Genomic DNA, 24,893 nt, shown 5'->3' with positions numbered 1-24,893 from the left:
CTCTAACTTCCAAAAGTTTCTTTGGAATGCCGTTAGAAAGGGCTGCATCTTTCGATATATTATTGTAGAATGAGAGTAGCTCTAATTTGTTTTCTTAGTGTTCGAGATTATCATAATCATGGCGAACTCATCACCATGAAACAATCTCAGCTAATAAAAAATTTTAATTTCTCATTCGCAGTTATATTTGTTGTTAAAGAACTGATTATTTGCCTCAGCGAGTTTTTCTTTTTGAAGGAAGAGGATCTTCCGTCTTTTTAACTCGTTTGGCTTTGCCGACGATTTCCCATACGGAAAAGGCCGTAAAAACCAATGTAGGGAATTGAGCTGGCCGGTCAAGGAAAAACGTGGATTATCTTTCCTATTTTTTTAAGAGAAAAACGAAGAAAGAAGAGAGAAAAGAATCTCGTTTGCACTGCAGAAAATGCCGATAGCCCGGATTCGTTTAGGAAAAAGCCGAAAGTTCTTACAAATACAATATTCGGCTTCCCCCATAAGATGTCTGAAAAATTTTTATGCAAATCTTTCAGAAGAGATCAATCACAAATTTCTAATGTACCTGTGCTTTCATAAAATCTATCCGAGCTACTATCTTCCTTGGTAACCCAACCCTTGGAATTATATTCGGTTATAGTACCTGCATCCGCGATCTCAGTCGGACGAGTCCCTCCGCTTGCATAATTATAACTATATGTGCCTCCGTTCTTCGGAAATCCATTCGCATCATAATCGTTAAAAGATTCTGTGCCGGAACTCATTTCATTCTTCCGAGATACTATTCTTTGAGAAGAATCATAAATATACGTATAATGTTGTCCCACAGATCCCATTGGCGTCATTAGCTTATGGCTTGCCAATCCTCTTTGAGAAATCGGCATAGCTGATTCAGGTGGATCAAATAACCCTAACTTAGCAGCATTCGCAGATATATATGTTCTTACATAAGAAACTCCGGATGCTTCGCAGGTATATACTAATCCTGACGCTGAACATTGATAAGTAGATATAGTCGAAACACCATCATGTTTTCTGAGCGTTTTAGGCACAGCCACACAATTCCCGCCGAGTAAGGCGAGAGCTGCATTTTGATCATCTGATGATGAGCCTTCACAATTGATGAATATTATAAGAGAGAGAAATAACCCGAGAGCGTAAATTTTCATATATAGATCCTTGAAGAATACAGTAAAAAACTTTTTTAGTTTAAACCAACCGGGATTCTAACATGGGTGGGTTCAGGGAACAAGATCGGCTTCTACTAGGAACTTTTCCATTCCTTAGTAGAAATACTAAAAGGGTATAACTTCTCACGGATTTTCCTTAAGAAGACGAAATCTATCTCCGTATCAAAACTCTTCCTCCATTTCTGTAGAATAGTTTTCGCCTATCGAAAATGCACAAATACGGGACAAGTGAGTATATGATAGGCCCGTTTCCTCGGCCCAAATATTGAATTGTTTTTGGATTGCTGACAGATCTTTTTTGGATTTTGCCGTTGAAGACAAAGGAATACCTACATCACGTAAACATAATATAACATCGGAAGATAAAATAAAAGAATCTCTTCCGATAAAACGTAAAAAATATTGCCCGGTATTTCCGCCTAATCTGGAGCCGTGTTTGGAAAGAAAATCCAAAAGTCCGATCTGATCCTGGATAGGCCAATCCGCCAGAAATTTTCCGAAACTACCGTGTTCCCGAGCAATCTCCACTACAAACTGAGCATTCTTTCTCACCGATACGATCTTTTGCGCATTACGTATGATCTTTTCATTCGATCCTAAGGCATCCCAAAACCGATTCGGCTGTTTAAGTAATTTTGCAGGATCAAATCCCAAGAATGCTTCTTCGAAGCCTGGCCATTTATTTTCTACAACTTTCCAAACAAAGCCGGCAGAGAAGACCCGCTTAGCCATTTCACTAAGCACTCGATCATCGGAGAGACGACTCAGCTTATTTTTAGGACTTACTTTGGGAAGAAGGGACTGCAATACCTTCTCTCCACCTTTTCTTTTAGCCGCTCGCTTTTGAATTTTGTCAAAAGAGTTCATTCATACTCCTAAACATAAACGATAAGATCGCAAAATAAAATACCGGTGAAAAGTACGAATTTACATAACAACGGAAAAATCCAAAACCTTCTCTGCCTTATGCGCAGAATGAATCTTCATTTGTTGGAATTCCAACATGAGTCGGGTACTCAAAATATGGTTGTGTAGATAAAAGAAATATGCTACGGGATTTTTTGTTACTTGCGGGTACCACCGCACCGGCCCCCACCCAAAGAGGGCGGGGCCTTTTTAAAAAAATCCCTCATCTCTGTCACATCTTCCGACTTCGAGCGTCTTTCCTTTAAAAGAGGAAACAGATGAACACAAGATTCAATTACGCCAAAGTTTATCCGCAAGTTTTGGAAAAAATGATGGAGATGGAAAACTTTGCCAAAGGTTCAGGAATAGACACCAAACTTTACGAGTTAATCAAAATCCGTGCTTCTCAGATCAACGGGTGTGCTTTTTGTATTAATATGCACACTGTGGACGCTAGAAAATCAGGAGAAGAAGAAAGAAGGATCTATCTTTTAAATGCTTGGAGAGAAGCTCCCTATTATTCAGAAAAAGAAAGAGTCGCCTTGGAATTAACGGAGTATGTGACTAAAATTTCAGAACATGGAGTTCCGGATGATCTATATACAAGAGTGAGGGCTCAGTTTGAGGAAAAAGAATTTATCGCATTGATCGTTGTGATTAATACGATAAATTCCTGGAACCGGATCGCAATTTCTACAGGGATGACCGCTCCGAACTAAAGCAGAATTCTTTTTGCAACTTCATACGTGCCTTTAGATCTTTTTTTCGATCGAAGGACGTATGAAATTATCAGCAGGGCCTTTCTATTCTAACTTAGTCGCTTCTAATGTTTTTGTCAAAGATTGAGAAGTAACTTTTAATCTTTCTAAACTTGTTCTGAGTTTTTCCGTGATCTCGGACATTTCCATGGATCTTCTACTCAGATATTCTATCCCGTTCAAGATCTGCTTTGCACCATTCGATTGTTCTAATGTAGAATTTTTCATCTCTTTAGAAAGATCGCGGATATGTTTGTTCTTATCTTCCACTTCTGTAGAAAGGCTTTTTTGTTTGTCTACAGAATCTCCCACCTGAGCAAGCGCATCCCCTATAGAACCGATCCCCGAAGTCAATTCACGGAATGCTTGGACCAATTCTCCGAATTTTTCGGAACTTGTGTCGGAAGCTTCTCCCAAAGCGCCAATCTGTTTTACGATCTCTTTTGCATTTCGAGAAGAAGAATCCGCAAGTTTACTTACCTCTTCTGCTACTACTGAGAATCCTTTTCCTGCCTCTCCAGCTCTTGCCGCTTCGATAGCGGCGTTCAATGAAAGTAAATTTGTTTTTCCTGCAAGATCTTGGATTACTCCTAAGATCTTACTCACTTCTTGGACAGTACCTTTGAATTGAGAAAATACATCCAAAGCGACTCGGACTGTGCCCTCCCCTTCTATCGCGGTGGCCGCCGAACCTTCTCCCAAACTTCTAGCAAACGATACTGCCTCGAAAACTCTGACCATTTGGTCCTTCCATTTGTCTATAGAAGTAGAAGTATCGTCTCCAAATTCGTCCTGTTGCTCCGCCATTTTTGCGATAGATTCTATACTTGCTCCCATTTGTTCCAGAGTGGCAGATGTTTCTTCCACCATGCTCGCTAGATCTCGGCTGCTATCCTCGTTCGCTCTGGCAACATCTTCCACATCTATTAAAGATTTGCGAAGTTCTTCCGCCACAGTTTCCGAACTAAACAAAATTTCCTTCGCAGAAGTATAATTCCGGATGGCTCTCTCTTCTGCGTTTTGCGCTTCTTCTACCAATCTTCTCACAAACTTTGTCGCGTAAGAAATAGTAACTCCGAATGCGAATAAGAATACTCCCATCAAAATTACCAGAGGAGATCTCAAACGGATCATTCCGTCATAACCCATAGTGAGAAGTTGAGGATTTAGAATGGTAAGCGCCATTGCCATCGCAGTGAATTGAATCGCAAGGACAGTTGAAGTAATAAAAGTAAATCTGGGATTGAACCTGAAAATGGTCCCCGCTAAAATTAAAAAATAGATCCCGTAGTTAGCCGGGCTCAAAATACCGTTCGGTTTCCACTGGTCTTCTGTACCAAAATATCCAGCCTGCACGATCGCATAACCGATAAATTCCATGAACACAGTGGCGTATTTCAGCCAAGGTTTGTAGCCGAAAAACTTCATTACAAAAATAGAAAAGAAGATAATGAAGGAATATGCTACAATCCCGCCAATATAATAACCTAAAACCGCTTGGATCCCGCTTTTCCAAACCAATCCGAATGCGGTTCCAAAAATAAAAACTATAGTTAAAAAAATCCGTAGATAATTTGCGGCAACTTCCCCTTGGCGTTCCAATTCCAAATTTCTATTCATTATTCCTCGGTTAGGCGGTTTTAGTTTTTGGCCCAAAATCGCTTCAAATCGACCGAGTGTCAAGCAGGGATATTACGCAGATCTAAATTAGAAGAATTAAAAGTCGATCGGGACCATCAACGCAAGTTCGAGCGTGCTCATATGGATCGTATATCCTGAATCTTTAAACAACGGTCCATGCCAACTTAACCTGGCTTTTACAAAGCCGAATTTAGGGGTTTCTACATAGATCATGTAAGCAAAAACTTGTTTGTCCTTTGCATTGATGCTAGTTCTGGATAATGCGCTCAAAGCCAGCAATTCAAGAGGATTGTATTTATCCTGCAAGTTCGCATAAACTAAAAGTGATATTATATCCGTAGAAAAATGAGTTCCTTGGCTAGCAAGATAAGCTCCCATTAATTCTAAATTATTCCCTTGGCTTAAATTCACTAAAAGATAATTGAATATCGGATCCCCTCTTCTCAGATCCACCAATCCGGAACTCAATTGTATAAAACTAAGTGTGTTCAGAAAAGTATCTCTGTCTCCCATTGCCCCATACATTCTCCCGATCGTCTGCCCAGGATCACGAAAGTCCACATTCCCTCTCATTCTCATATCCGCTAGTCCGAAACCAAACCCCATACGAAACCCGTCCACTTCAGGATTTCCCCAATAAAATGTGGGTATTATATAATTATAATCTACTTTTACGTTAGTTCCTAAATCCGCTGTCACAGTATTTTTATCATTCTTATCAGAATTACTACTTCCGGAAGAAGAGGAACTCGAACTGGAAGAAGAACCTGCATCAGGAGCAGGTACAGAATAAACTTGTTTATCGAATTCTTTTCTGGCGGAATGGAACAGAATCTGAAATCCAAATGCCTCGTTTATCTTGTAATCTTTACTTCTGATATCAAAAAAGAAATTCGGCCTTTGAGACTCTGTAGTCATAGCAGCAGATGCTCCTCTACCACTAATATCCAAATCGGAAATAAAATCGTAACTTCCTCCAGGCTGAATGGAAAAAAATCTGGCCTTAGGACTTTTAGGAATACCTAAGTCTCGATCAAACTTGTTTGTTTTTTGTCCGGAATCGTAATGATCTCTGATTTCTTTTAGAACATCCTCATCCAAATCCGCCTTTGCAGGAGAAGCGAAATTAGAGATTGGAAATAAAATGAAGACTAAAAGTAAGAAATAAAATTTTGTCTGGATGTTTCGCTTCATGTAATATAAAGAATAATATTGCTTCCATCAATCCTATCTGAGTCAACTAACAAAACGGATTGAATAAGTAATGCTATCATTTAAGATGGAATCAATGGACTGGAGATTTAGATCCTTACTTTTAATTGTTATATCCTTCTTATACTTAAATTGTTTAAAAACATTTCCGGTATTGGAGGAGCCTGTTCCCGGGGAAGAAGGTTTAGTCGCTTTCGGACTAATCGTTGCCAAGGGCGGTATCTCAAACGGGATATTCTCGGGCTTAGAAGAATCCATCCCCAAAGAAACTCATATCTCTTCTATTTCAGGCAACACTCTAAGGACCAATTTAGAAGATCAGGGCAAAGAGATGGAAGGAGATGGAAATTACAGATTTTTATGGGTTCAAAAATTACAGTTAGGAAAATCGGAAGCAGGTGTCCCTAAATATTTTGTAGTTACTCGACTTCCACAAAACCAACCGCTGATCTTAGATAGCGCTTCTTACACTTATACGACCACTCACACTTATACAACTGTGAACAAATATGGACACGTGCAGACGCATACGTATACCGTTCTTCACTCCAATTCTATTCCGATAGAGTATGACCCATTAGAAAAACCTAAATTTTCATTCTCTAATCCTGGAGGATTGGAGATCCGCTTCATAGGAAATTTTATTGCCCATCCGAACGGTCTAAATCTATCTTTCGGCGGCCCTTATACAGGTACTTATGCGCTAACAAATCTGAATTCTTATCTTCAAGATCATCCGGATTTTGTTTCTGATCTCAAAAATAAATTTTATGGAAAAGAAGAAGTTAACGCAAAAGGAGCTGAGATCCACTTTCTAAAAAGATTTATCAAAGAAAATCGATCTCGTTATTGGCAAGATATCGCAATCAAAAGGCTTTTTAGATTGGATCCCAAAACTAGAGATGCGGCGATCAAAGCAAAAATACCTATTCCTACTCAGGATTTAAGTTCCGAAAACCCGATCCAACAAAATTAAGATCTAAAATTTTTTTCTCTACCTAATAGTTCAGCCAATAGAACGCCAGTGAGCACTAAACTACATCCGATCAAACCGGTTGCGTCCAATCTTTCTTCTAAAGTAAAATAGGCAAGGATCGCGGAGAAAACCGGCTCTAAAGAAAAGATCAGTCCGGCTCTTGTAGGGGAGATTCCTTTTTGGTATTTTGTCTGCAAGAACGTAGTTCCGACGGATGAGATCAAACCGTTATAAAACAATGCAGGCATTACTCTATCGTCCATTTTAATAAACAAAGGTTCAAACTCGGTCCAGTCTAAAATGAATGCTAAAATAAAAGCAAATACGCTAGTCACTAAAGTCTGGGATAAAAGAAGAATGTCCAAAGGACAGGACTTACTCGCCTTATCCACATAGATAATGTATAAAGAAAAGAAAAACGCGCCACCTAAGGTGAGAATGTCTCCCAAATGATACGATATTACTAATTTATGATCTTCTCCCACCGATTCCGCGGAAAGAAAGAATAGACCGAACATTACTACGATCACTCCTAGTAAATTTCCCGAGCTGGGCATACGTTTTAAAAATAAAGTTTGTAAAATAGGAGTGATGACCACCAAGGTCCCCGTCAAGAATCCGGACTTAGTAGCGGTTGTGTATTTTAAACCGACTGTCTCGAATGCAAATCCCATGAACATCCAGAAGCCCAATAAAAATGCTAAGAAGTATAGAGGTTTATTTGTCTTCCAATCTGGATAAGATACTGGATTCTTTCTGTTCTTAAGAAGAATATAAATTACAAAAACGAATGTTGCGATCGCAAACCGGATCCCTATGAATAAACAGGAAGAAATAGAAACTAAACTTAGTTTTGTAGCGGAGAATGTCCCGCCCCAGATCAAAGTGCAAAATATTAAGGCGGCCTCGTTTTTATATCTTGTCATGATCTTATTGGGCCGGAGTTTTTTTCCTTAAAACTATATCCACTGCCTTCCAGGATCTCCAAGTTGTTCCTTCCCAGTTGACTGTTTCATATCCCTCTTTTTCAACTTTCAACTTAATACCGCGTATTCCGGGAAAGGATTGGAAGAACATTCCGTCTTCTTTCCGAGAAGTCCTAATTTCTCCATGATAAAAAAGAACCTTATCAAATTTGATATTTGCTACTAATGGACTTCCATGCTCGTCTTTGATCTTGAAGTAGAGTTTACTTCCATCCGCTATTTCTTCCAAAAGAATTGTCCAAGCAGGCCTCAAGGATTCTATAATTTTAGGAACATCCGAATACGGCGGATTCAAGTGAGAAGATTCTATTAAATAGGCAAGAGTTCCGTACTTAAAGAAATAATAATCTTGGTCGACTCCATCCACACCGTATATATTTTTCTTAGCACTGAAATTATGATTCGGATTTTTACTTTCGACGGAAGAAGCAATTCTTTTACCCAAACTCCAAGCGAAGTCAGGCTCCGGATTAGAAGTCCCATCTATCGTATATGGAACTAAAATACAATTCGCAAACGCATGATAACTGATAGAAGCGGCAAACCTCTCCTTCTCCGCTAAATTCATCATCGCCTGTGTCTCAGGCTCCGAGCCCGCAAAAGGTCCTCTAAAAAATACACTATTGGATACGGAAGAAGTTTGGTTCGATTTTGTTTTTCCCCAAAAGAATGGATAATTCCGATTTATATCCACTCCCGGGTTATCTTTTTCAGTGATTTGTCCCCAACCAGGATATCCGTTCTTTCTCCCCATGGACATATTCTCATGCCAAAACACACGAGAGCCATCCGGATTCACAATTGGAACCACCCAGATCTTTAACTTCGCAAAAATATCGCTATATTTTTTCTTATTAGCTAAAAGTTCGTAGATCACATCGTAACAATGTTCTACTGAAACAACCTCGTTCGAATGATGAGCACAATTGAATAGAACCGAAATTTTATCTTCGTCTGGAATATTCGTATCAGTCAGTAAGATGGCTGGGATCTCTCTTCCTCTTGCCGATTTTCCGATTATTTTATATTGGGAATATTTAGGAAAAAGACGATGCACCCAAAACAGATAATGAGAATTTAATATATTGTCCTTATAACCTTTTTTGATGTCCGCTAATGCAAAAATGGATTCCGATAAGGAGTCCTGGTAATTTCCTGAATAATATTTAAAAGGCATCCCCTTTGCGATATTGATCCCTTCTTTAGGAAAACCGTAGGCTTTTAATTTGTCCCTTTGGATCACTGCATAACTATGATCCTTTTCTATAAATGTATAAGGAACTTCCCAAGAAGTGACCTTCTCAAATTCTTCTCTGGCATTTTTATCGATTTTTAGAAGAATAGAGATAGATCCGTCGTTTAATGGCCTAGAAGGAATAGTTTCCCTGAGAATAGAACAGGAAACTAGATACGTATAAAATAAAAAGCTGAGTAGAAAGACCCGAAGGAAGCCCGTCACAGTTTAAATTTCGGAAAGCGAATCGGAAAGAAAAGAAAGAATTCAGTGCGAAAGGAATATTTATAAAACTTACGCGAGGAAGGAAACATCCGAAAATCGGGAAAAGGCGCGGGCCCTTCCCCGAATCGAAAAAGATCTTTAGATTATTTTTTCTGCCAGAATTGGGAACGACCAATCAAAGAGAATCCTATATAACCGCGGACTTCTAATTTTTTTCCGCCCTCGGTTGCCTTTAGGCTACATTTATACCATGTTCCGTCATTTGGATCTAAGATACGTCCGCCAGTCCATTTGTCTCCGTCAGCTCCCAGTCCTTTGATGATAACCATTCCTAAGATAGGTTTATCTTTTTCAGGTCCGTCACATTCGGTACAACGAGCAGGTTTTCCATCCTTATCGTTTGGATCTATCAGGCTTAAAATTTTTCCGAAAATTTTTCCGTCCTTTTCATAGATCTCAACTGTGGATTCTTCTTTAGTCCCTGCGTCGTTGAATGTTCTCCATACTCCTGTAACAGGGGCAGGATCTGCAGAAAGACTGAATGCTCCAGCAAAGAATAATACGAATAAGAATATTACGCCAGTTCTCTTCATCAAATCACCTCGTTAAAATAGAAATAAAACGGGGAGAAATCTCCCCGCTGCTTGGAATTTTATTTTTTAAGCCAAGTCTGAGTTCTACCGATCAAAGAAAAACCGATGAACCCTCTAACGTTCAATTTAGCACCACCATCAGTGGCTTTTAATTTACATTTATATGTTTTGCCGTTATTCGGATCCATAATGGTTCCGCCGGAATATTCGTCATCGTCCAGGCTCAAACCTTTGATGATAACAAGACCGATAACAGGTTTGTCTTTATCTGCACCTTCACATTTGGTACAAACTTTCGGCTTACCATCTTTATCCAAAGGATCTCTTAAGCTAGCAATCTTTCCGTAAATTTTGCCACCTTGTTCGTAAAGCTCTACTACGGACTTTTCTTTACCGTCTTCGTCATCAATGGTTTTCCATTTTCCGACAACTGGAAGCGCGTCAGCAAATGTAGATTCGCCTACTAAAAACGCCGCCAAAACGACAAACAAAACGAGTGATTTTTTCATTTTTGATTAACCCCTTAACGTTTCTATTGAAATCGGTTATATTTAGTCTTCTTTGGAACCTAGCAAGCAAACTATTCTTTGAACCATTTTTTTTGCTCAAAAACCCCGAATTTTACAGGGAAGAAATAGAGTTTTACGCAAAAACATGTAGTCTCATAGGTTAAATTATAAGAGAATCCGGTTTTAACCTGTTTTCTCAGAGTATTTATTATGTTTTCGAATCCTTTTCTCCCCTATTTAAGAGTATTTTTCTCCACTCTCATCTCTGTATTTTTCCTATTTTATTGCTCTCCAGGAGAGAAAGGTTCCAAAACAAACGATTTGATCGCGTTATCTTTACTTACAAATAGGGACCAAATCGCTGAGGCCTTAACCTCAGCAATGGATCCAGTATCAGGTTCTATGGAAGGTTTAAGTGGAGAAGGTGCATCTGTTGCAATCCGCGGAAATCAAATCACTTGGCCGGAAAGACTCAGTTCGTTAGGACATCGACTTTGGAATAAAGGACCCGATTTCGGAGAATTAGAAGCTTATAATTTTTCATTCAACTGTTGGGGCGGAGGAAATTATTCCAGACAAGTTGCCTCCACAGATACAAATGCTTATGATTTCTTGGATTACATTTTGAATGGGAATGATCCTTCTTCTTCTTTCCTAGTTTCTAAAGAATTCGGGAATTGTAAATTTTTACCTTTCAGCAATTGGACAATTGATGGGCTAACTGAAAATATCTGGAGTAATCTTTCTGGCTCTTCTCCATTCGTACAAAACGGTACGAATCTGAAAATTGGAGTGAATCGTACCATTCAAAATTCATCCCAAGGAATTTCAGTAAAAGTAACTGGAACAGGCTCACCACTTTCTTATGGAGCAGGAACTCCAACAACTAACCAAGCATACTCTTTAACTTGGAATAATATTCTCACTGGAGCTGCTCCCGGAATTTCTTCTTATTCACAAGACGTTTCCGTATTGAGAGAAGGTTACTCCGGATCGGACCTTATCTTTTCTCACCAGGTATCTTCCTTGAGTTCTCTACAGTACGGTGCAGACAGAAGCGACTCTAATCCTTTATCCTGGTATCGTCTCTGGAGTGCGGGTTCTTTACAAGTAGTACATGTTGAGAAAAATTTCACATTAACTGTTTCTGTAGATGAGCCGGTGAAATGGAAATACGTAGATTGTCTTCCTAGAGCAGGAAAAGTATCCTTTACCCTAAGTGGAGATCTGACAGGGACAGGAACTGTCTCCTTCTCCGGCGGCTCAGGCTATTATGTTTACACAGTGACTGATTCAGACGGAAATAATTCCACTGATCAGGGAAATCTGGACTTTTCCTCTTGTAGCGTTCCACTTTTTATTCTCTAAAATTTCTCTTGCATAAGAACCTACCTGGTCGAATCCTCTTGGTAAAGGATTCTTCCAGGTTTGATGAACTCATACTCCTTTCGTCCGATCCATTTTATCATTTTATTTTTATCCATAATCTTCCTGATTGCTCCTCATGTTCTGGGATCTCCTGACCCGAACAAACCTTGCTACGGAAAAAAGATCAAAGGAATGCAATGTATTCCAGAGGGATATTTTATCCGCGGAAGTAACACCCACGACCCGGACGAGGCGCCCGAACAGAAAATTTATCTCAGCGACTTCTTCATAGATCTTTACGAAGTCACAAACGAGGACTTTAGCAAATGTATAGAAGAAGGTTCCTGCAAAGATTGTTTGTATAACGGAACCTGCGATTATATAGGTCCGGCTTATGGTGATCTATACCTAAAACCTAAACAACCTGTTTTAGGTGTGAGTTGGTATACTGCAAAAGAATACTGTGAATGGGTAGGCAAAAGACTTCCAACGGAAGCAGAATGGGAGAAGGCCGCCAGAGGTCCAAAAGGAAATTTATTTCCGTGGGGAAATAAACCTGCAAACTGTAAGTTAGCCGTCATCGAAGAAGATGAAAGAAAAGGTTGTGTATATAAAAAAATCAATCCTCCGAATTTAATGCCAACCGCACCTGTAGGAAGTAGACCTGCTGGAGTGTACGGATTATTCGATATGGCGGGCAATTCCTGGGAATGGGTCCAAGACTGGTACTCCGAAAATTACAAAGTATGCGGAGAAGCATGTAACGGAAAAGATCCGAAAGGACCTTGCGAAGGGGAAGATAACTGTCCCGGCTTTGATAAAAAAACCTTAAAAGGTGGATCCTGGTGGTGGCCCTCAAGTTATGCAAGAGGTTCCAAAAGAAGAGCACATGTTCCTCAAAATTTTCCCGAATACCATCATTTTGGGTTCCGTTGCGCGAAGGACGCAGGTTAAAAAGCTATACAACGTACAGCACTCTTATAAACAAACGTAAGAAGCCAAAAATGGTCATGCGAAATGAAAACAAAAAATCTAAAGGAACCTATCGTTTCTATCTTGTTGGTCCTCCTACTGGGATGTGGACCTTCAGGACCTACACCAATCACAGGAATAGAGGCCCCATCCACAAATTGGGAACAAGATAAAAGTCCATATATAATTTCTAATTGGGCGTTTTCCGAACTCCCTCCTGGAAATTTTTTCCACGGACATTTTCCGGTTTTACCAGGACAAAATTCTGAAAATCCTTCCGGTCAAAATTCTTACAAGAGTTTGTCCCAGACTTCTGAAGCCCACGATGCGGACGATAAAATAGAATCTTTCATAGCCGCGCCTTCTAATATCTCGAACTATAACCCTAAAAGAAAGGACTCGTCGTTAGTATTCTTTCATTCTATAAAAAGAAGCAAGAACGACCTTGATATATTACTTTCTGCTTATATACCTTTCTGCCCTTCAGGTTGTTATCTGGGAGTAAAATCCGAAGGTAAAGAACAGATAATCGTGCCAGGAGAATCGGAAGATTCTTCGAAACCCAGGATTGTAGTCATCCCTATCCAAAACGAAGATATTACTCTTGCACTACAATTATTTCCTTTTAACGGCCCAAGGAATATGATGGAAAATCCCGTAGTAGGCAGTTTTTCAGAGATACAAACTGTATATCTGGTAAAAGCTCTTAGGGTTTTGTTATTCAGCTCTCTAGAGTTTTTTTCCTTCTTCTTTTTTGCGTTCATATATATCCGAAGACCTCAAGATAAATTTAATCTCTCTTTTTCTCTTTTAAACTTATCCTTAGCGATCTGGTATCCGGCTTATGAAGGCTGGTTCCAATACATAGTGGATTCTCCTTGGACCTGGGTGATTTTCGGATATTCTCTCGGAGCATTTCTCCCTATCTTATTTTATGAATTTACGATAGGGATTTTCCAAGCTCCCAGAAATATCCCAGGAAGAATATTGCAGTTTCTTTTTATACTTCTGACCATCTGGCCTCCTTTGGAGTATGGGATCACAGGAGGACATCAATATTTCGGAAAAATCGCCTTCCATATATTTTTAGTCATATTAGTATTCTTTTATATGAATACTCTGTATATATTCTTCAGGTATAGATGGAGTAGTATTTTATCTTTTAGATGGGTAGTGACAGGCTTGATACTTGTCGCAGTATCTTCATTTTATACAGTGATGAGTTTTGCAGGATTCGGCCAGGCTCAACCTTGGGTAAACGAAAGTTTCTTAGGTCTAACATTATTATTCAGCTTAGCTCTTGCCAAAAGATATGCGGAAGTATTCAGAGCATTAGAGAAATCGGAAGGCAAATTAAAATCCTTAAATGAATCCTTAGAAACAAAGGTAGAAGAAAGAACTAAAATTATAGAACTCCAAAAAGCGGAACTTGTACAAAAAGGAAGAATTTTAGCAAAAGATCTTTCCATCGCAGGAAAGATCCAGAATGCACTTCTGCCCAGAGAACTTCCTATAATACCGAATGCAAGGATCTCATACAGATACAAACCGATGATGGAGATTGGCGGAGACCTATTGGATGTGATCTATGATCCTTCTACAAGTTCCTTGGGAATGTTCATCGGAGACGTGACTGGCCATGGAGTTTCTGCGGCACTTTTAGCCTCTATGTTAAAAATGACTCTTGGAGATTGGTCTATCCTTCTCCAAGATCCATCTTCTCTTCTATTACATATTCGTAATCAATTCGAAGGAAAATTGGACGGACATTTTATTACTGCTACATTAGTGACTGTGGATCTGAGATCCGGCAAAACATTGATCGCAAATGCAGGACACCCAGAATGTCTTATTTTAAGAAAAGGTGGAGTTGTAGAATTTTACAGACCCAAGGGAGTCGCGATATATGAGGCAATTCCGACTACTTACCAAACAGAATCAGTAGATTTACAACCTGGAGATAAAGTAGTATTGTACACGGATGGAATTCCTGATTCCAGAAATACGGAAGGAGAATTTTTCGGAGAAGATCGTTTGTCCGATTTGCTTAGGAAAAATTCAGATCAACTTCCTGAGGATCTCTGCGATTCAGTGATATACGGGGTCCAGGCGTTTCAAGGGGAATTCCAAAACCAAGACGATATGGCCTTATTAGTAGTGGAATATTTAGGTTAATTAGTTTCCTATATTCTTCCAACGGATTTGAGCTTTTTTGAATTTCTGAAAAGGCCCTAGATCACATTCAGGATGTTCGGAAAGAGGGATAGATTCTTCTTCCAATTCTCTGCATGATAAATCCCTCCAATTGATGGAAAAGATCCTGATGGAAATTTTTCCGACTATATCCTTTTTTTCTAATGGAGGATAGAAGATAGGAACTATCCCATAGGTGCGATTGTCCTCCAAGGCAACATACTGATCATTTCCCAATGTGATTACCTTAAATGGGAAATATTGAAACAAAGACAAAACCGATTGAGGACTTCCTTTCGAATAAACTGTTTTATAAGTTTTTCCTAAGTTGGTTTCATCCAGAGAATGATTCAGATTTGTTCTTTCTCCATTCTCTCCCAGATTTACAAAATCACGATTAAATTCTCCCGCGCGGATCGGGATCCCATTCACAAAAATTTCGGTCAATGCGGGAAGATTTTCCTCCGAATATTTGTATGAAACAGTATCACGAGGCAAACCAATAATCCGAGAAGGGACCAACCCATTCTCTTCCGTTCTTTTTAAGATAGGCTCTCCCCTTTTGAGTTCAAAACCCGATTTTTGGACCAAAACCAAATCCCCTCGCTGAAAATTCGGCTCCATAACATCCGTTCTTATCTCATAAACATCGATCCAAAATTCCCGAATAAGCTTAGTACCAAAGAAAAAAATCGCCAGAGAGAATATCATAAAACTTGCAAATATGTAAATTTTCCCGTAAGGAAAGAATAAGAAGAAATTTTTCTCTTCTTCATATTCGAGATAACTTTTGCGAGTGAAGTAAATTAACAAAAAAGGATAAGAAAATATCCCTAATATAGAAATCCAAAAGATTAAATAAGATAAAAACCCGCCGCCAAAAAATCGAAAAATAGAAAGAATTAAAATAGGAGAAAGATAAACTATCGAAGCTAAAAAAACGGAAGAGCGGATATCTTTTAAGACTAAAAACCCAACCGGAGGTAAAAACAAATTTAATATAAAAGAAAGAGTGAACCTCACCTGAGAAAAAACATTAAAATAAGAGAATAATCTCTCCTTAAATGATTCAGGCACGGCTCGGTTCCGTAATTTTTAAAGAAAGCAAAGAATTTGAATATTTAGGTAAATGTAGATCATCTGCGAGTTTTGAGGCATCATTTAAATAGGAATTGATCAGATCTGAGATTTGTCTTTCTAATTGGACATCTTCTAAAAGTCCTAAAATTTCCTGCTTTTTATCCCTTTTCCAGTCTTGCCTTTTGTCTTCCGGGAGAAAATAGATCATCGAAGAAATATCTTCATTTTCTAAATCTTCATTCAAATCCTGGTAATCATCCAAAAGTCTCCAAGCCACGCCAAAGGATTCATACATTTTTCTCACAAGTTCCGCCTGGTCCTTGGAGAAAAAAGATCTGGCAAGTAAATAAGGCTGCAAAGACCAAATCCCCATTTGAGAACGAAATCTGGAAAGATGAGCCTCTAAACTTTCTGCAATTCCTAGATCGACTATAGATTTGAAATATCTATCAATGAATTCGTCTGCAATCAAAACACCGTCATGCACTTCTTTGCCGAATAATTTGCTGGATTGTGCGTATCTGGTCCAAGCCTCGGTCCTAAGTTGTAGAATGATATGATTTGCTCTTAAAGAACCGTCGGTCAAATGATCATCAAGGGAATGAAGCAATAACGCAGAAGAATGCGATTCCAAAAGTAAAGTCAGCCAAGGATTTTCCCAAGGCAAAGCATGTGCAGATTCATTGATCCAATACAGAATAGAGTAACTTGGACTATAATACTTTCTTAAAAAATTAAATCCTTCCGTTACGCTGTTTTGGGAATATTTATATAAGAATAATACCGCCTCAGTCCTAAGGGAAATTGGCAATCCATAACAAATACTTAAAGCAGAACGATTCAGTAATTTGCAGAATCCCTCCGCCTCTCCGGGGTTATCCGAAAGACCGAAATCAAGCCTTTGCATGGCCACATATTGGAGAATTTTCTTTTTTTTACCATTTATTTAATTTCTTATAGGAAATTTTTGTGATAAATAAGGTTTTTTGATGATTCTTTTCGGAAACAATATTCCATTTTAGTATTTTAAAATTTGATAACAGGATTTACCCCAATGAAGGTAAGCCGTTTTCGAACGTTGCATTCATTATCGAATTATGTCTCTTTATTAAAGGAGAAGCCCCCAAAACATACGTTATGCCCTCTATCGATTATGATTAAGCCCCCTGGAAGATTATAAAATCGGAATACAGATTCCGCAATCTGCCAAATATTATTCTTGCAGATTTTAAATTTCATCCGGACTCTCCTGAAATCGGCGGAAAATAGTTTGAGAACTTTTTTAGATTTTATTCATACAGAAAAAGCAAATCATCCTCAATTCATGCTCAGCGTTCAAAAAGAAGATCCTAATTTTTTACAAGATTGGTTCCAAACCATAGGATATGATGTTTCTACTTGGGAATGCTCCAAGGTGATTGAAACATTTCGGACCATGCCAGGTCACATAGGCGACCCGGGTCCTTCTCCCCTACATTAAAATTTTATAATGGCCCTGCCTATTGCTACGACCACGGAAGTCGGGTGGAAAATTTTAGATCGCTATCCCAAATAAGATCTGTAATTGAGCTCCGTACGGATTCTGATGAGACCTAGCTTCCTTCTCAGGTTCTTGCCAATCTTTTTGTAATTGTCTATAATCCCAATTTGTATTGGTATTATAGGAACCTCTTTGCTCATGAGTGCCTCTTTCCGGATAGAATAGAATATTTCCTCCTACATGAATAAAAAATCCAGAAGTGAAAATATATCTAAAACCTGCACCCGCAGAAAGAAAAAGTTTTTGCTGGGAAATATTCCAAGCATAGTCCTTATAATTTCCACCCGGAAAATAGGTTTCTGTCTTTCTTTGTTTTTCTGAATAAGTTTCCAATCCTCCGCCCGCTGCAAAATAATACGGACCGGAAAAAGGAAACCATTCCATTTGAAGCGCCAATTGTCTTTGGATCTTTTCCGAATTTGTAAGAGTGAATATTCCTGAAAGATCGGATTGAACACCATTTAGATCCAAATCAAATCTTTGGATCATTCTTTGCTCTTGCCATTGTACAGAAGCAGCCAATTTAGAAGAAAATTGGATTCCTGAACCGAACCAACTCAAGCCGTTTGCGGTAAAACCACCGATAAAAAATTTTCTGGAACTTCTTCTACCGGCCTGTTCCAGTTCGCCTGGAACAGGAGCAAGATCATTGCTCCCTTGAGCAAAAGTCCCAGTTGCACACAGTAAGAAGAATACGAAAATAGTCGCAAAGCTCCTAAAGCCCGCGAAGCGGACTATAAATTTTTGAACGAGGTTTTGTTTCATACGAATCCGTTAAGCCGATCCAAGATTCCAAATTTCTTTGGAAAGGTCAAGCTACTCGGAGGAGACGTAGACAGTTCCACCTTTATTTAAAAATTCTTCCGATTTTTCTTTAAATCCTTCTTCTAAGGCTTTCTCGTCGGAAATACCCTTCTCTTCCGCATATTTTCTAAGTTCCTGGGTCAAATGCATGGAGCAGAAATGAGGCCCGCACATAGAACAGAAATGTGCAGTTTTCATTCTATCCTGAGGAAGTGTTTCGTCATGAAAAGACTGAGCAGTATCAGGATCCAAAGAAAGTGCAAACTGATCGTCCCATCTGAATTCGAATCTTGCCTTACTCAATAGATCGTCCCTTTCTTTTGCACCAGGATGTCCCTTTGCAAGATCGGCCGCATGAGCTGCGATCTTATAAGCGATCACTCCTTGTTTTACATCTTCTTTATCAGGAAGCCCCAAATGTTCCTTTGGAGTTACATAACAAAGCATCGCGGTTCCATGCCAACCGATCATCGCAGCGCCGATCGCAGAAGTGATATGATCATAACCAGGTGCAATATCAGTCACTAGAGGCCCTAATGTATAGAATGGGGCTTCCTTACAAATTTCCATCTGCAAGTCGACATTCTCCTTGATCTTGTCCAAAGGAACATGTCCTGGACCTTCTATCATTACTTGGATATCCTCTTTCCAAGCGATCTGGGTAAGTTCTCCCAAGGTCCTTAATTCTGAGAATTGAGCCTCATCGTTTGCATCTGCAATACTTCCAGGACGTAAACCGTCACCCAAGGAGAAAGAAACCCCGTATTTTTTCATTACTTTGCAGATCTCTTCAAAGCCCGTGTATAGGAAATTTTCCTGATGATGAGCCAAACACCATTTTGCAATAATGGACCCACCTCTGGAAACAATACCTGTTACTCTTTTAGAAGTTAGAGGAATATATCTGAGAAGAACTCCAGAGTGAATGGTAAAATAATCCACTCCTTGCTCCGCCTGCTCTTCCAAGGTTTCTAAAAATACGGAAAGACTTAAATTCTCCGCCTTACCTTTTACTTTTTCCAAGGCCTGATAGATAGGAACAGTACCTATCGGGACAGGAGAATTACGAATGATCCATTCTCTGGTCTCGTGAATATTTTTTCCCGTGGAAAGATCCATCACTGTATCAGCTCCCCATTTGATGGACCAGCGAAGTTTCTCCACTTCTTCTTCAATAGAAGAAGAAAGAGCAGAATTACCAATATTTGCGTTAATTTTCACCAGGAAGTTTTTGCCTATGATCATCGGTTCCAGTTCCGGATGATTTTTGTTAGAAGGAATGATCGCTCTTCCTCTTGCGATCTCACTTCTTACAAATTCAGGATCCATTCCTTCTCTAAGTGCCACATATTTCATTTCTTCGGTTATCAATCCCTGTTTTGCGAAATACATTTGAGAATGATTTTGGACCGGAGAAGGACCCGAAACCCGCTTATTGATCCATTCTTGCCTCAGTTTCGGGATTCCTGCCTTCCAATCGGTAGGATTCCATCCGTCTTTCCAAGGACCTTCTGTAGTATAAGCGCTGTAAACGGATCCGTTGCTTAAGCGTATCTCTTTTCGAGGAATTTCGAATGGAGTAGTAGTTTGATTGGATTCCATAGTGTTTCTCCCATGTCGGGGAAAATTCCGGAATCTGAAATATAAGGAAAAGAAAAAGGACGCAGGAAGAAGTCCATGCGAAATTTATAATCTTTCGCGGACCTGGATCTCGGGCGTTTGTTTTTTTCCGTTTCCCTTCGCAGGCATTATCCTGATCAGGTTCCGGGGACTCTCTCAGAGACTTTTGGTCCCACCCCCAACGGTTCTTCTCCATTGGATTCCTAAATTCTAGTCTTGCAAGGAGTTTTTCCTAAACTCTTCACTCGAATTCGTGATAGAAAATTCACTGATTTTTATCAAAGTTTATAAAATCAAAATAAACGAACACATGTTAAGAGTCGCTCGGAAGAGGAAGTGAATGTTTATTTTTTACAACAAATGTTCAAAATAAAATCCCTTATAACGGACTTTTTTATTTTATACGGAATATCTGTTTGACACCCAGGTCCGCATCGCTATTGTCCTGTCCAATGCTTGGGCCCAGCTATAGACATAAATGGTCCAGGTGAAAAACCACTCTACTATACGAAAAGTTTAAGGAGCTATTTAAATGGTTCGTAACATCACGAAAGCTTTGCTAGTTTTCGCCGTACTTTGTTCTTCATTCGGCTTAAGCGCAAAGTCTTACATCACTGGAGGCCTCGGTCTTCAATTTGACCTTGGATCATTGGGCGATACAATTGCAACTGACGGTTTGGATGCATCTGGAAATTATGCAACTGTCGATTCCAAAGGAACTACAACAGGAGTTCTTCCTCGTCGTGCAATCATCCCTGAAAACCGTTTGTTAAGCTTACAGCACACTACAAACGGACTGATCAGCGCTAAAACCAGCGGCGCAATGACAGGTCTTGTTCTTTCCTTAGGATATGAGCAAGATTTCGGAAAAGCTTTCTTCTGGAGAGTAAATGCACACTACACTCGTAAAGTTATGGGTGGAGATACTACTGCAAAATTCGCAGGACAAAGTTTCTACGATATTACTTGGGACTACCATGCAGTTCAAGTTCCAGTAAACGTAGGTATCAAAATGTCTGTTACTGAAGATACATCCTTCTACATCGGAGCAGGGGTTCACTACTTCAATGGTGGATGGAGTTTAGCAGGAAATAACAGATTAAGCGCTGTCCATGATTTTTTAGCAGGTCTTGGACCATCAGTTCCAAGTACTTTATTAGGACTCGTTGCTGACGGAACCGATCCAGCTGCGAACTACGAAAAAACAACCTTCCAAGTTTCTGGAGTTGCTCCAAACTGGTTACTCGGAGCTCAAACTAAAATTTCCGATAAAGGCTCTCTGTATATGGAAGTTGAAACTCTTTTCTCCTTCAAATATGGTATCGGTCACCCAAGATCACAAGGTGGAGCGCAAGGTTTAGCACCTTCCGTTGCTTATCCTCAAGTTCTTGGTGGAAACCAGTACAGATTCGGATACAAACACGAGATCTAATTCTTAGATTTTTGTTTGTATGCAAAGGCTCTCCGCAAGGAGGGCCTTTTTTATTTTCACTTCCTTTCCTTAAAACTCTCCTTTTTCCCTAAATTAATAAGCGAAATATAAGTTCCCCCATCCCTGAGGGTATAAACACCTTCTCCGAAATTTTATTACATAACGATCATGTAATAAGCCAAAACAAAAAAACGATAGCTGCCTTGGAGTGTATACATTTCCAGTGAAAATGTTTAAAACTCAGCTCGGAGACAGTTCATGATACAAACCATCGGAAGAATATTTCTGATCCTTCTTTTCCTAATGCCTGGAATCTATTTAAATGCAAAATCATATGTGATGGGTAGTGCAGGACTACAATTCGATTTGGGAGATTTAGGAAGTACAATCTCTACGGACGGTTTGGATTCTTCTACCAACTATAAAACAACCGCAACAGACGGAACTCCAGGAGTTCTTCCACGTCGAGCAGTCATTGCTGAAAATCGTTTGCTCACATTACAACATTCTTCCAATGGTTTGATCAGTGCCAAAACAAACGGAGGAATGACAGGACTCACTCTTTCTTTAGGATATGAGCAGGATTTCGGGAAGGCTTTCTTCTGGAGAGTAAATGCTCACTACACTCGTAAAGTTATGGGAGGAGATACGGAAGCAAAATTTGCAGGACAATCTTTCTATCATATGACCTGGGACTATAATGCTATCCAGGTCCCGGTTAACGTAGGGATCAAACTTTCAGTTTCTGAAGATGCTTCCATTTATATCGGCGCAGGAGTTCATTATTTCAAAGGTGGATGGAGCCTAGCAGGTAATAATCGTTTGAATGATGTGCACGAATTTTTGGTCAATGCAGGTATTACAGATAGTACTGTTCTAGGTTTAGTTGCAGATGGAACAGCTCCTTCTGCGAATTGGGAAAAAACAAAATTTAATGTCTCCGGGATCGCACCCAATTGGTTAATAGGAGCGCAGGCAAGAATATCGGATAAAGGACATGTATATATGGAAATGGAAACTTTGTTTTCCTTCAAGTATGGAATTGCTCATCCTAGTTCAGAAGGTGGGATGGTTGGTCTCGCACCAAGTGTCGCCTACCCTCAAGTTTTAGGCGGAACCCAATATAGATTCGGCTATAAACATGAGATCTAAATTAAACTAAATCTATTCTTCCCAAGAGTGGTACAAACTTCACAGGCAATCGATTTGTTTCTTCAAATCGATTTTGTTTTTTTCTTAAAGTAAGAAGTAGTTGGACTTCTTCTTTCCATTCTACCGGAAGAACCGCAATCCCTTCTTCCGGGAGTGATTCGAAAAGGAAACTTCCTGGTCCCGGAGTTTTTGGAAAACATGCAGAAGATACAAACTTGGAAAATTTTCCTTTGGTTTGGGTGAGTAATAACGCGTCTCCGAGTAAGATCTTATTTCTTTTGGTAAATCCCGGAGACCAATCTTCCAAAACTCCCAAAGATCTCTCGTATAATTCAGGCACTATTTCTAAAGACAATAGTCTCGCTCCAAGCAAATCCAAAATTGCAGCTAAATATCCGGAACCTGTGCCTATTTCTAAAATTATATCTCCGGATCTCACCTGGAGTTGATCGGTAATGTAAGCGACTATATATGGTTGGGAAATGGTTTGCTCTTCCCCAATCGGGACCGCTTTATCTTCGTAAGAATGTTCTCTGATTTTTTCGGGAAGGAAGATATGTCTGGGAATTTTTAAGAATGCTGAGAGTAAGTTCGGGTCTTTGATTCCCCTATCCGAGATTTGTGTTCTTACCATTTTTTCTCTGGCAAGAACCGTCTGAGCGGTATCGAATCGGGAGACGAAGCCCAGATCAGAATTTTCCATTGACGCCTAGGCCCGGCTCAGTATTTTGGTTCTTGCGTTCGGCTTTGTAGCTCAGTCGGTAGAGCAGAGGACTGAAAATCCTTGTGTCGGCAGTTCGATTCTGCCCGAAGCCAGATGCACTTATCCGTTCTTCCTTTCCTCTCCGAGTTTCCATAATTCCGTAAATACCAGATCTTCCACTTGTTTGCAAAGTTCGGGCTTATATAATTTTTTTACCGGCGGTTTTGGATATATATGTATCTCATCCGTGTCCGGGATATAAGTAAGCATCCGTAAAATCTGGTCCTCCCCTTCGATTTCATACATTGTGTAAGACATCCCCTTAGCTGGGATGATTTGAGAAGTTTCCAAGTATTTCATGATTCTACTGCTCTATCAAGTATAGATCTTTTGGAAAGAGATTTATTCTCCTCTTCTACCCAAGCATAACTTACATGAGAGATTCTTAAAAAGCTTGTACTAAAAAGCCTTTTTGTATAATCTTTCCCAATGACTCGGTCCTCTCTTAGAACTGACGAGGCTTTTCTTGTCGGGATCACTGGGATGATCGGTGGAGGCAAATCCACTGCCGCTCGGATCTTGGAAGAGCTGGGCGGAGTTAGGATCAGTGCTGACGAGATTGCACGTAAATATACGGATCCGGACAGCCCGATCTCTAAGGAACTGATAGATTCCTTGGGTGCTGAAATTCTGGATGAGTCCGGTAAGATAGATCGAAAAAGGATCGCAAAATTGGTGTTCGGTAATCCCGAAAAACTGAAGATCCTAAACTCTCTGACCCATCCAAGGATACGTAAGGAGTTTTTAGGAGTCCTGGGTAGCCTGAAACAAGGTGACCTGGTATTGTGGGAGGTCCCACTTCTATTCGAAACGGACTCTTATACACTTTGTGATGCTACTGTATGTGTGATCTCCGACCCAGAAGTTTCCATTGAAAGAACAGTAAAAAGGGACGGGATCAGCAGAGATGAAGCGGAAGCCAGGGCAAAAAGCCAGCTTTCACTTCAGGAAAAAGCAAAGAAGGCCGACTATTCCATTAAGAACACAGGGGATTTACAGGACCTTCGTAAAGAATGCGAATATTTGTACGCTGAGTTAAAAGGAAGAATGAAATGAAGGAAAAAGTTTTCTACGTCATCAATCTAGATAATAAAAGGATCTCCCTACTCTCTCTATTTTTAGTGGGACTTCTTTTTTCATTCTTCTTCTTAGGAGTTTCCGTAGGTAGAAAGAGAGGCCAAGTCCAAGATGACCTGGCTCTGAACTCCAATAGAGACAATATACAATCCTTATCTTCTTCCACTGTGAACCAAGCGATGGAAGAATCTTCTGCAATATCTACAATTAAAAAAGAAGAAGAAGTTAAATTTAGAAATCTTCCTCCCGGAGCAGAAGTTGTGGATCTAAGATCCGAAGTTTCTCCCGCAAAAAAAGAAGAACCGTCTAAAATAGAAGTAGAAGCTCCATCTTCTTCCCATCCTGAAAAAAAATTAGTCCGGAAAGAAAGGGAATCCAAGAAGTCAATCCATACTTCCCCTCGTAAGGCGGCTGTCCATAAAGCTGATAACGATTTCTTCGTTCAAGTAGCGGCTTTCAAAACCAAAGAGAAGGCAGATGAACTCAAGTCGTCTTTAGGTGGGAAGTCTTACGTGAAAAAAACCAAGAATGGTTATTTTACTGTCCGTATGGGAAATTTTCCGTCCAAAGAAGACGCGGAAAAATCCATGAAAAAACTTCCTGGTAACTTGAAAGAAAACGCTTTGGTCTCTAAGGAATAATTCTTTTTCAATATTCCGCCGGCCGAA

General features: G+C 39.7%; 24 protein-coding genes, 1 tRNA gene and 1 riboswitch. Of the genes, 11 read left to right on the top strand and 14 right to left on the bottom strand.

The window, feature by feature from the left end; genetic code table 11:
* Nucleotides 1-536 precede the first annotated feature (536 nt).
* A complete protein-coding gene (locus CH377_RS17890; RefSeq protein WP_100725103.1) occupies nucleotides 537-1,163 on the bottom strand; it encodes a hypothetical protein in 627 nt (208 codons plus the stop codon).
* Nucleotides 1,164-1,346: 183 nt separating this feature from the next.
* Entirely contained in the window at nucleotides 1,347-2,051 is a 705-nt protein-coding gene (locus CH377_RS17885) for a DNA-3-methyladenine glycosylase I (protein WP_100725102.1), read from the bottom strand.
* A gap of 317 nt (nucleotides 2,052-2,368) precedes the next feature.
* Between CH377_RS17885 and CH377_RS17880 the strand changes: the two genes are divergently transcribed.
* Nucleotides 2,369-2,809, top strand: a complete 441-nt coding sequence (locus CH377_RS17880) for a carboxymuconolactone decarboxylase family protein (RefSeq protein WP_100725101.1) — start codon at nucleotides 2,369-2,371, stop codon at nucleotides 2,807-2,809.
* Nucleotides 2,810-2,893: 84 nt separating this feature from the next.
* On the opposite strand, the gene CH377_RS17875 is transcribed toward CH377_RS17880, so the two are convergent.
* Nucleotides 2,894-4,468 (bottom strand): methyl-accepting chemotaxis protein, encoded by a 1,575-nt coding sequence (locus CH377_RS17875; protein WP_100725100.1) that lies wholly within the window; start codon nucleotides 4,466-4,468, stop codon nucleotides 2,894-2,896.
* Between the two features lie 96 nt (nucleotides 4,469-4,564).
* On the bottom strand, nucleotides 4,565-5,683 hold the full coding sequence (locus CH377_RS17870; protein WP_100725099.1) for a hypothetical protein: 1,119 nt from the start codon (nucleotides 5,681-5,683) through the stop codon (nucleotides 4,565-4,567).
* A 70-nt stretch (nucleotides 5,684-5,753) separates the two neighbouring features.
* Here CH377_RS17870 and CH377_RS17865 point away from each other — a divergent pair, with 70 nt between their 5' ends.
* On the top strand, nucleotides 5,754-6,677 hold the full coding sequence (locus tag CH377_RS17865) for a hypothetical protein (protein WP_100725098.1): 924 nt from the start codon (nucleotides 5,754-5,756) through the stop codon (nucleotides 6,675-6,677).
* Here CH377_RS17865 and CH377_RS17860 read toward each other — a convergent pair.
* The 4 genes from CH377_RS17860 to CH377_RS17845 all read right to left on the bottom strand — a co-directional run bounded on the left by CH377_RS17860 (nucleotide 6,674) and on the right by CH377_RS17845 (nucleotide 10,224).
* A complete protein-coding gene (locus CH377_RS17860; RefSeq protein WP_100725097.1) occupies nucleotides 6,674-7,603 on the bottom strand; it encodes a DMT family transporter in 930 nt (309 codons plus the stop codon). The two genes, CH377_RS17865 and CH377_RS17860, sit on opposite strands and share 4 nt — an antisense overlap.
* 4 nt (nucleotides 7,604-7,607) lie before the next feature.
* The gene (locus CH377_RS17855; protein WP_100725096.1) at nucleotides 7,608-9,122 is read right to left on the bottom strand and encodes a M14 family zinc carboxypeptidase; all 1,515 of its coding nucleotides are present in this window, start codon (nucleotides 9,120-9,122) and stop codon (nucleotides 7,608-7,610) included.
* Nucleotides 9,123-9,265: 143 nt separating this feature from the next.
* Nucleotides 9,266-9,715, bottom strand: coding sequence for a DUF2147 domain-containing protein (locus tag CH377_RS17850; protein WP_100725095.1), 450 nt, complete (start codon nucleotides 9,713-9,715; stop codon nucleotides 9,266-9,268).
* Between the two features lie 59 nt (nucleotides 9,716-9,774).
* Nucleotides 9,775-10,224, bottom strand: a complete 450-nt coding sequence (locus CH377_RS17845; RefSeq protein ID WP_100725094.1) for a DUF2147 domain-containing protein — start codon at nucleotides 10,222-10,224, stop codon at nucleotides 9,775-9,777.
* A gap of 210 nt (nucleotides 10,225-10,434) precedes the next feature.
* Here CH377_RS17845 and CH377_RS17840 point away from each other — a divergent pair, with 210 nt between their 5' ends.
* From CH377_RS17840 to CH377_RS17830, 3 genes are all read left to right on the top strand, one after another.
* A complete protein-coding gene (locus tag CH377_RS17840; RefSeq protein ID WP_100725093.1) occupies nucleotides 10,435-11,592 on the top strand; it encodes a hypothetical protein in 1,158 nt (385 codons plus the stop codon).
* A 63-nt stretch (nucleotides 11,593-11,655) separates the two neighbouring features.
* Nucleotides 11,656-12,546 carry a formylglycine-generating enzyme family protein gene (locus CH377_RS17835; RefSeq protein WP_100725092.1) on the top strand — a complete coding sequence of 297 codons (891 nt, stop codon included), beginning with the start codon at nucleotides 11,656-11,658 and terminating at the stop codon, nucleotides 12,544-12,546.
* A 63-nt stretch (nucleotides 12,547-12,609) separates the two neighbouring features.
* Nucleotides 12,610-14,739 (top strand): PP2C family protein-serine/threonine phosphatase, encoded by a 2,130-nt coding sequence (locus CH377_RS17830; RefSeq protein ID WP_100725091.1) that lies wholly within the window; start codon nucleotides 12,610-12,612, stop codon nucleotides 14,737-14,739.
* Here the strand turns inward: CH377_RS17830 and CH377_RS17825 are convergent, their stop codons facing one another.
* Nucleotides 14,740-15,834 carry a S26 family signal peptidase gene (locus CH377_RS17825; protein WP_100725090.1) on the bottom strand — a complete coding sequence of 365 codons (1,095 nt, stop codon included), beginning with the start codon at nucleotides 15,832-15,834 and terminating at the stop codon, nucleotides 14,740-14,742.
* Nucleotides 15,827-16,744: a class 1 isoprenoid biosynthesis enzyme gene (locus CH377_RS17820; protein WP_207797673.1), complete on the bottom strand. Its 918-nt coding sequence runs from the start codon at nucleotides 16,742-16,744 to the stop codon at nucleotides 15,827-15,829. Before CH377_RS17820 ends, CH377_RS17825 begins: the two co-directional genes overlap by 8 nt.
* Before the next feature lie 363 nt (nucleotides 16,745-17,107).
* Here CH377_RS17820 and CH377_RS17815 point away from each other — a divergent pair, with 363 nt between their 5' ends.
* Nucleotides 17,108-17,317 (top strand): hypothetical protein, encoded by a 210-nt coding sequence (locus tag CH377_RS17815; protein ID WP_100725108.1) that lies wholly within the window; start codon nucleotides 17,108-17,110, stop codon nucleotides 17,315-17,317.
* Between the two features lie 54 nt (nucleotides 17,318-17,371).
* On the opposite strand, the gene CH377_RS17810 is transcribed toward CH377_RS17815, so the two are convergent.
* On the bottom strand, nucleotides 17,372-18,142 hold the full coding sequence (locus CH377_RS17810) for a hypothetical protein (RefSeq protein ID WP_243402127.1): 771 nt from the start codon (nucleotides 18,140-18,142) through the stop codon (nucleotides 17,372-17,374).
* 51 nt (nucleotides 18,143-18,193) lie between these two features.
* The gene (thiC, locus tag CH377_RS17805; RefSeq protein ID WP_100725088.1) at nucleotides 18,194-19,783 is read right to left on the bottom strand and encodes a phosphomethylpyrimidine synthase ThiC; all 1,590 of its coding nucleotides are present in this window, start codon (nucleotides 19,781-19,783) and stop codon (nucleotides 18,194-18,196) included.
* A 115-nt stretch (nucleotides 19,784-19,898) separates the two neighbouring features.
* Nucleotides 19,899-19,991: riboswitch (TPP riboswitch) on the bottom strand.
* Between the two features lie 342 nt (nucleotides 19,992-20,333).
* Here thiC and CH377_RS17800 point away from each other — a divergent pair.
* Both CH377_RS17800 and CH377_RS17795 read left to right on the top strand, forming a co-directional pair.
* Nucleotides 20,334-21,233, top strand: a complete 900-nt coding sequence (locus tag CH377_RS17800) for a porin OmpL1 (RefSeq protein WP_100725087.1) — start codon at nucleotides 20,334-20,336, stop codon at nucleotides 21,231-21,233.
* A 258-nt stretch (nucleotides 21,234-21,491) separates the two neighbouring features.
* Nucleotides 21,492-22,385 carry a porin OmpL1 gene (locus tag CH377_RS17795; RefSeq protein WP_100725086.1) on the top strand — a complete coding sequence of 298 codons (894 nt, stop codon included), beginning with the start codon at nucleotides 21,492-21,494 and terminating at the stop codon, nucleotides 22,383-22,385.
* A 1-nt stretch (nucleotide 22,386) separates the two neighbouring features.
* Here CH377_RS17795 and CH377_RS17790 read toward each other — a convergent pair whose 3' ends face one another.
* Nucleotides 22,387-23,088 (bottom strand): protein-L-isoaspartate O-methyltransferase family protein, encoded by a 702-nt coding sequence (locus tag CH377_RS17790; protein WP_100725085.1) that lies wholly within the window; start codon nucleotides 23,086-23,088, stop codon nucleotides 22,387-22,389.
* A 40-nt stretch (nucleotides 23,089-23,128) separates the two neighbouring features.
* Between CH377_RS17790 and CH377_RS17785 the strand changes: the two genes are divergently transcribed.
* Nucleotides 23,129-23,201, top strand: a tRNA-Phe gene (locus CH377_RS17785).
* A 7-nt stretch (nucleotides 23,202-23,208) separates the two neighbouring features.
* Here the strand turns inward: CH377_RS17785 and CH377_RS17780 are convergent.
* Complete coding sequence (locus tag CH377_RS17780) at nucleotides 23,209-23,448, bottom strand: hypothetical protein (RefSeq protein WP_008593308.1); 240 nt, start codon at nucleotides 23,446-23,448, stop codon at nucleotides 23,209-23,211.
* Nucleotides 23,449-23,577: 129 nt separating this feature from the next.
* Here CH377_RS17780 and coaE point away from each other — a divergent pair, with 129 nt between their 5' ends.
* Nucleotides 23,578-24,204: a dephospho-CoA kinase gene (coaE, locus tag CH377_RS17775; RefSeq protein ID WP_100725084.1), complete on the top strand. Its 627-nt coding sequence runs from the start codon at nucleotides 23,578-23,580 to the stop codon at nucleotides 24,202-24,204.
* Nucleotides 24,201-24,866: an SPOR domain-containing protein gene (locus CH377_RS17770; RefSeq protein WP_100725083.1), complete on the top strand. Its 666-nt coding sequence runs from the start codon at nucleotides 24,201-24,203 to the stop codon at nucleotides 24,864-24,866. Before coaE ends, CH377_RS17770 begins: the two co-directional genes overlap by 4 nt.
* Nucleotides 24,867-24,893: the final 27 nt, after the last annotated feature.

Origin of the sequence: Leptospira haakeii, assembly GCF_002812045.1 — a bacterium.
Taxonomy (GTDB): domain Bacteria; phylum Spirochaetota; class Leptospiria; order Leptospirales; family Leptospiraceae; genus Leptospira_B; species Leptospira_B haakeii.
The sequence above is the reverse complement of the archived record's forward strand: the minus strand, read 5'-3'. Positions and strand labels throughout refer to the sequence as shown.

Coding starts and splice junctions, on each gene's coding strand:
- CH377_RS17840 (WP_100725093.1), top strand. CDS start 10,435: ATGTTTTCGAATCCTTTTCTCCCCTATTTAAGAGTATTTTTCTCCACT.
- CH377_RS17810 (WP_243402127.1), bottom strand. CDS start 18,142: ATGAAACAAAACCTCGTTCAAAAATTTATAGTCCGCTTCGCGGGCTTT.
- CH377_RS17835 (WP_100725092.1), top strand. CDS start 11,656: ATGAACTCATACTCCTTTCGTCCGATCCATTTTATCATTTTATTTTTA.
- CH377_RS17780 (WP_008593308.1), bottom strand. CDS start 23,448: ATGAAATACTTGGAAACTTCTCAAATCATCCCAGCTAAGGGGATGTCT.
- CH377_RS17860 (WP_100725097.1), bottom strand. CDS start 7,603: ATGACAAGATATAAAAACGAGGCCGCCTTAATATTTTGCACTTTGATC.
- CH377_RS17790 (WP_100725085.1), bottom strand. CDS start 23,088: ATGGAAAATTCTGATCTGGGCTTCGTCTCCCGATTCGATACCGCTCAG.
- CH377_RS17850 (WP_100725095.1), bottom strand. CDS start 9,715: ATGAAGAGAACTGGCGTAATATTCTTATTCGTATTATTCTTTGCTGGA.
- CH377_RS17820 (WP_207797673.1), bottom strand. CDS start 16,744: ATGCAAAGGCTTGATTTCGGTCTTTCGGATAACCCCGGAGAGGCGGAG.
- CH377_RS17865 (WP_100725098.1), top strand. CDS start 5,754: ATGCTATCATTTAAGATGGAATCAATGGACTGGAGATTTAGATCCTTA.
- CH377_RS17870 (WP_100725099.1), bottom strand. CDS start 5,683: ATGAAGCGAAACATCCAGACAAAATTTTATTTCTTACTTTTAGTCTTC.
- CH377_RS17770 (WP_100725083.1), top strand. CDS start 24,201: ATGAAGGAAAAAGTTTTCTACGTCATCAATCTAGATAATAAAAGGATC.
- thiC (WP_100725088.1), bottom strand. CDS start 19,783: ATGGAATCCAATCAAACTACTACTCCATTCGAAATTCCTCGAAAAGAG.
- CH377_RS17880 (WP_100725101.1), top strand. CDS start 2,369: ATGAACACAAGATTCAATTACGCCAAAGTTTATCCGCAAGTTTTGGAA.
- CH377_RS17875 (WP_100725100.1), bottom strand. CDS start 4,468: ATGAATAGAAATTTGGAATTGGAACGCCAAGGGGAAGTTGCCGCAAAT.
- CH377_RS17795 (WP_100725086.1), top strand. CDS start 21,492: ATGATACAAACCATCGGAAGAATATTTCTGATCCTTCTTTTCCTAATG.
- CH377_RS17885 (WP_100725102.1), bottom strand. CDS start 2,051: ATGAACTCTTTTGACAAAATTCAAAAGCGAGCGGCTAAAAGAAAAGGT.
- CH377_RS17830 (WP_100725091.1), top strand. CDS start 12,610: ATGAAAACAAAAAATCTAAAGGAACCTATCGTTTCTATCTTGTTGGTC.
- CH377_RS17890 (WP_100725103.1), bottom strand. CDS start 1,163: ATGAAAATTTACGCTCTCGGGTTATTTCTCTCTCTTATAATATTCATC.
- coaE (WP_100725084.1), top strand. CDS start 23,578: ATGACTCGGTCCTCTCTTAGAACTGACGAGGCTTTTCTTGTCGGGATC.
- CH377_RS17800 (WP_100725087.1), top strand. CDS start 20,334: ATGGTTCGTAACATCACGAAAGCTTTGCTAGTTTTCGCCGTACTTTGT.
- CH377_RS17845 (WP_100725094.1), bottom strand. CDS start 10,224: ATGAAAAAATCACTCGTTTTGTTTGTCGTTTTGGCGGCGTTTTTAGTA.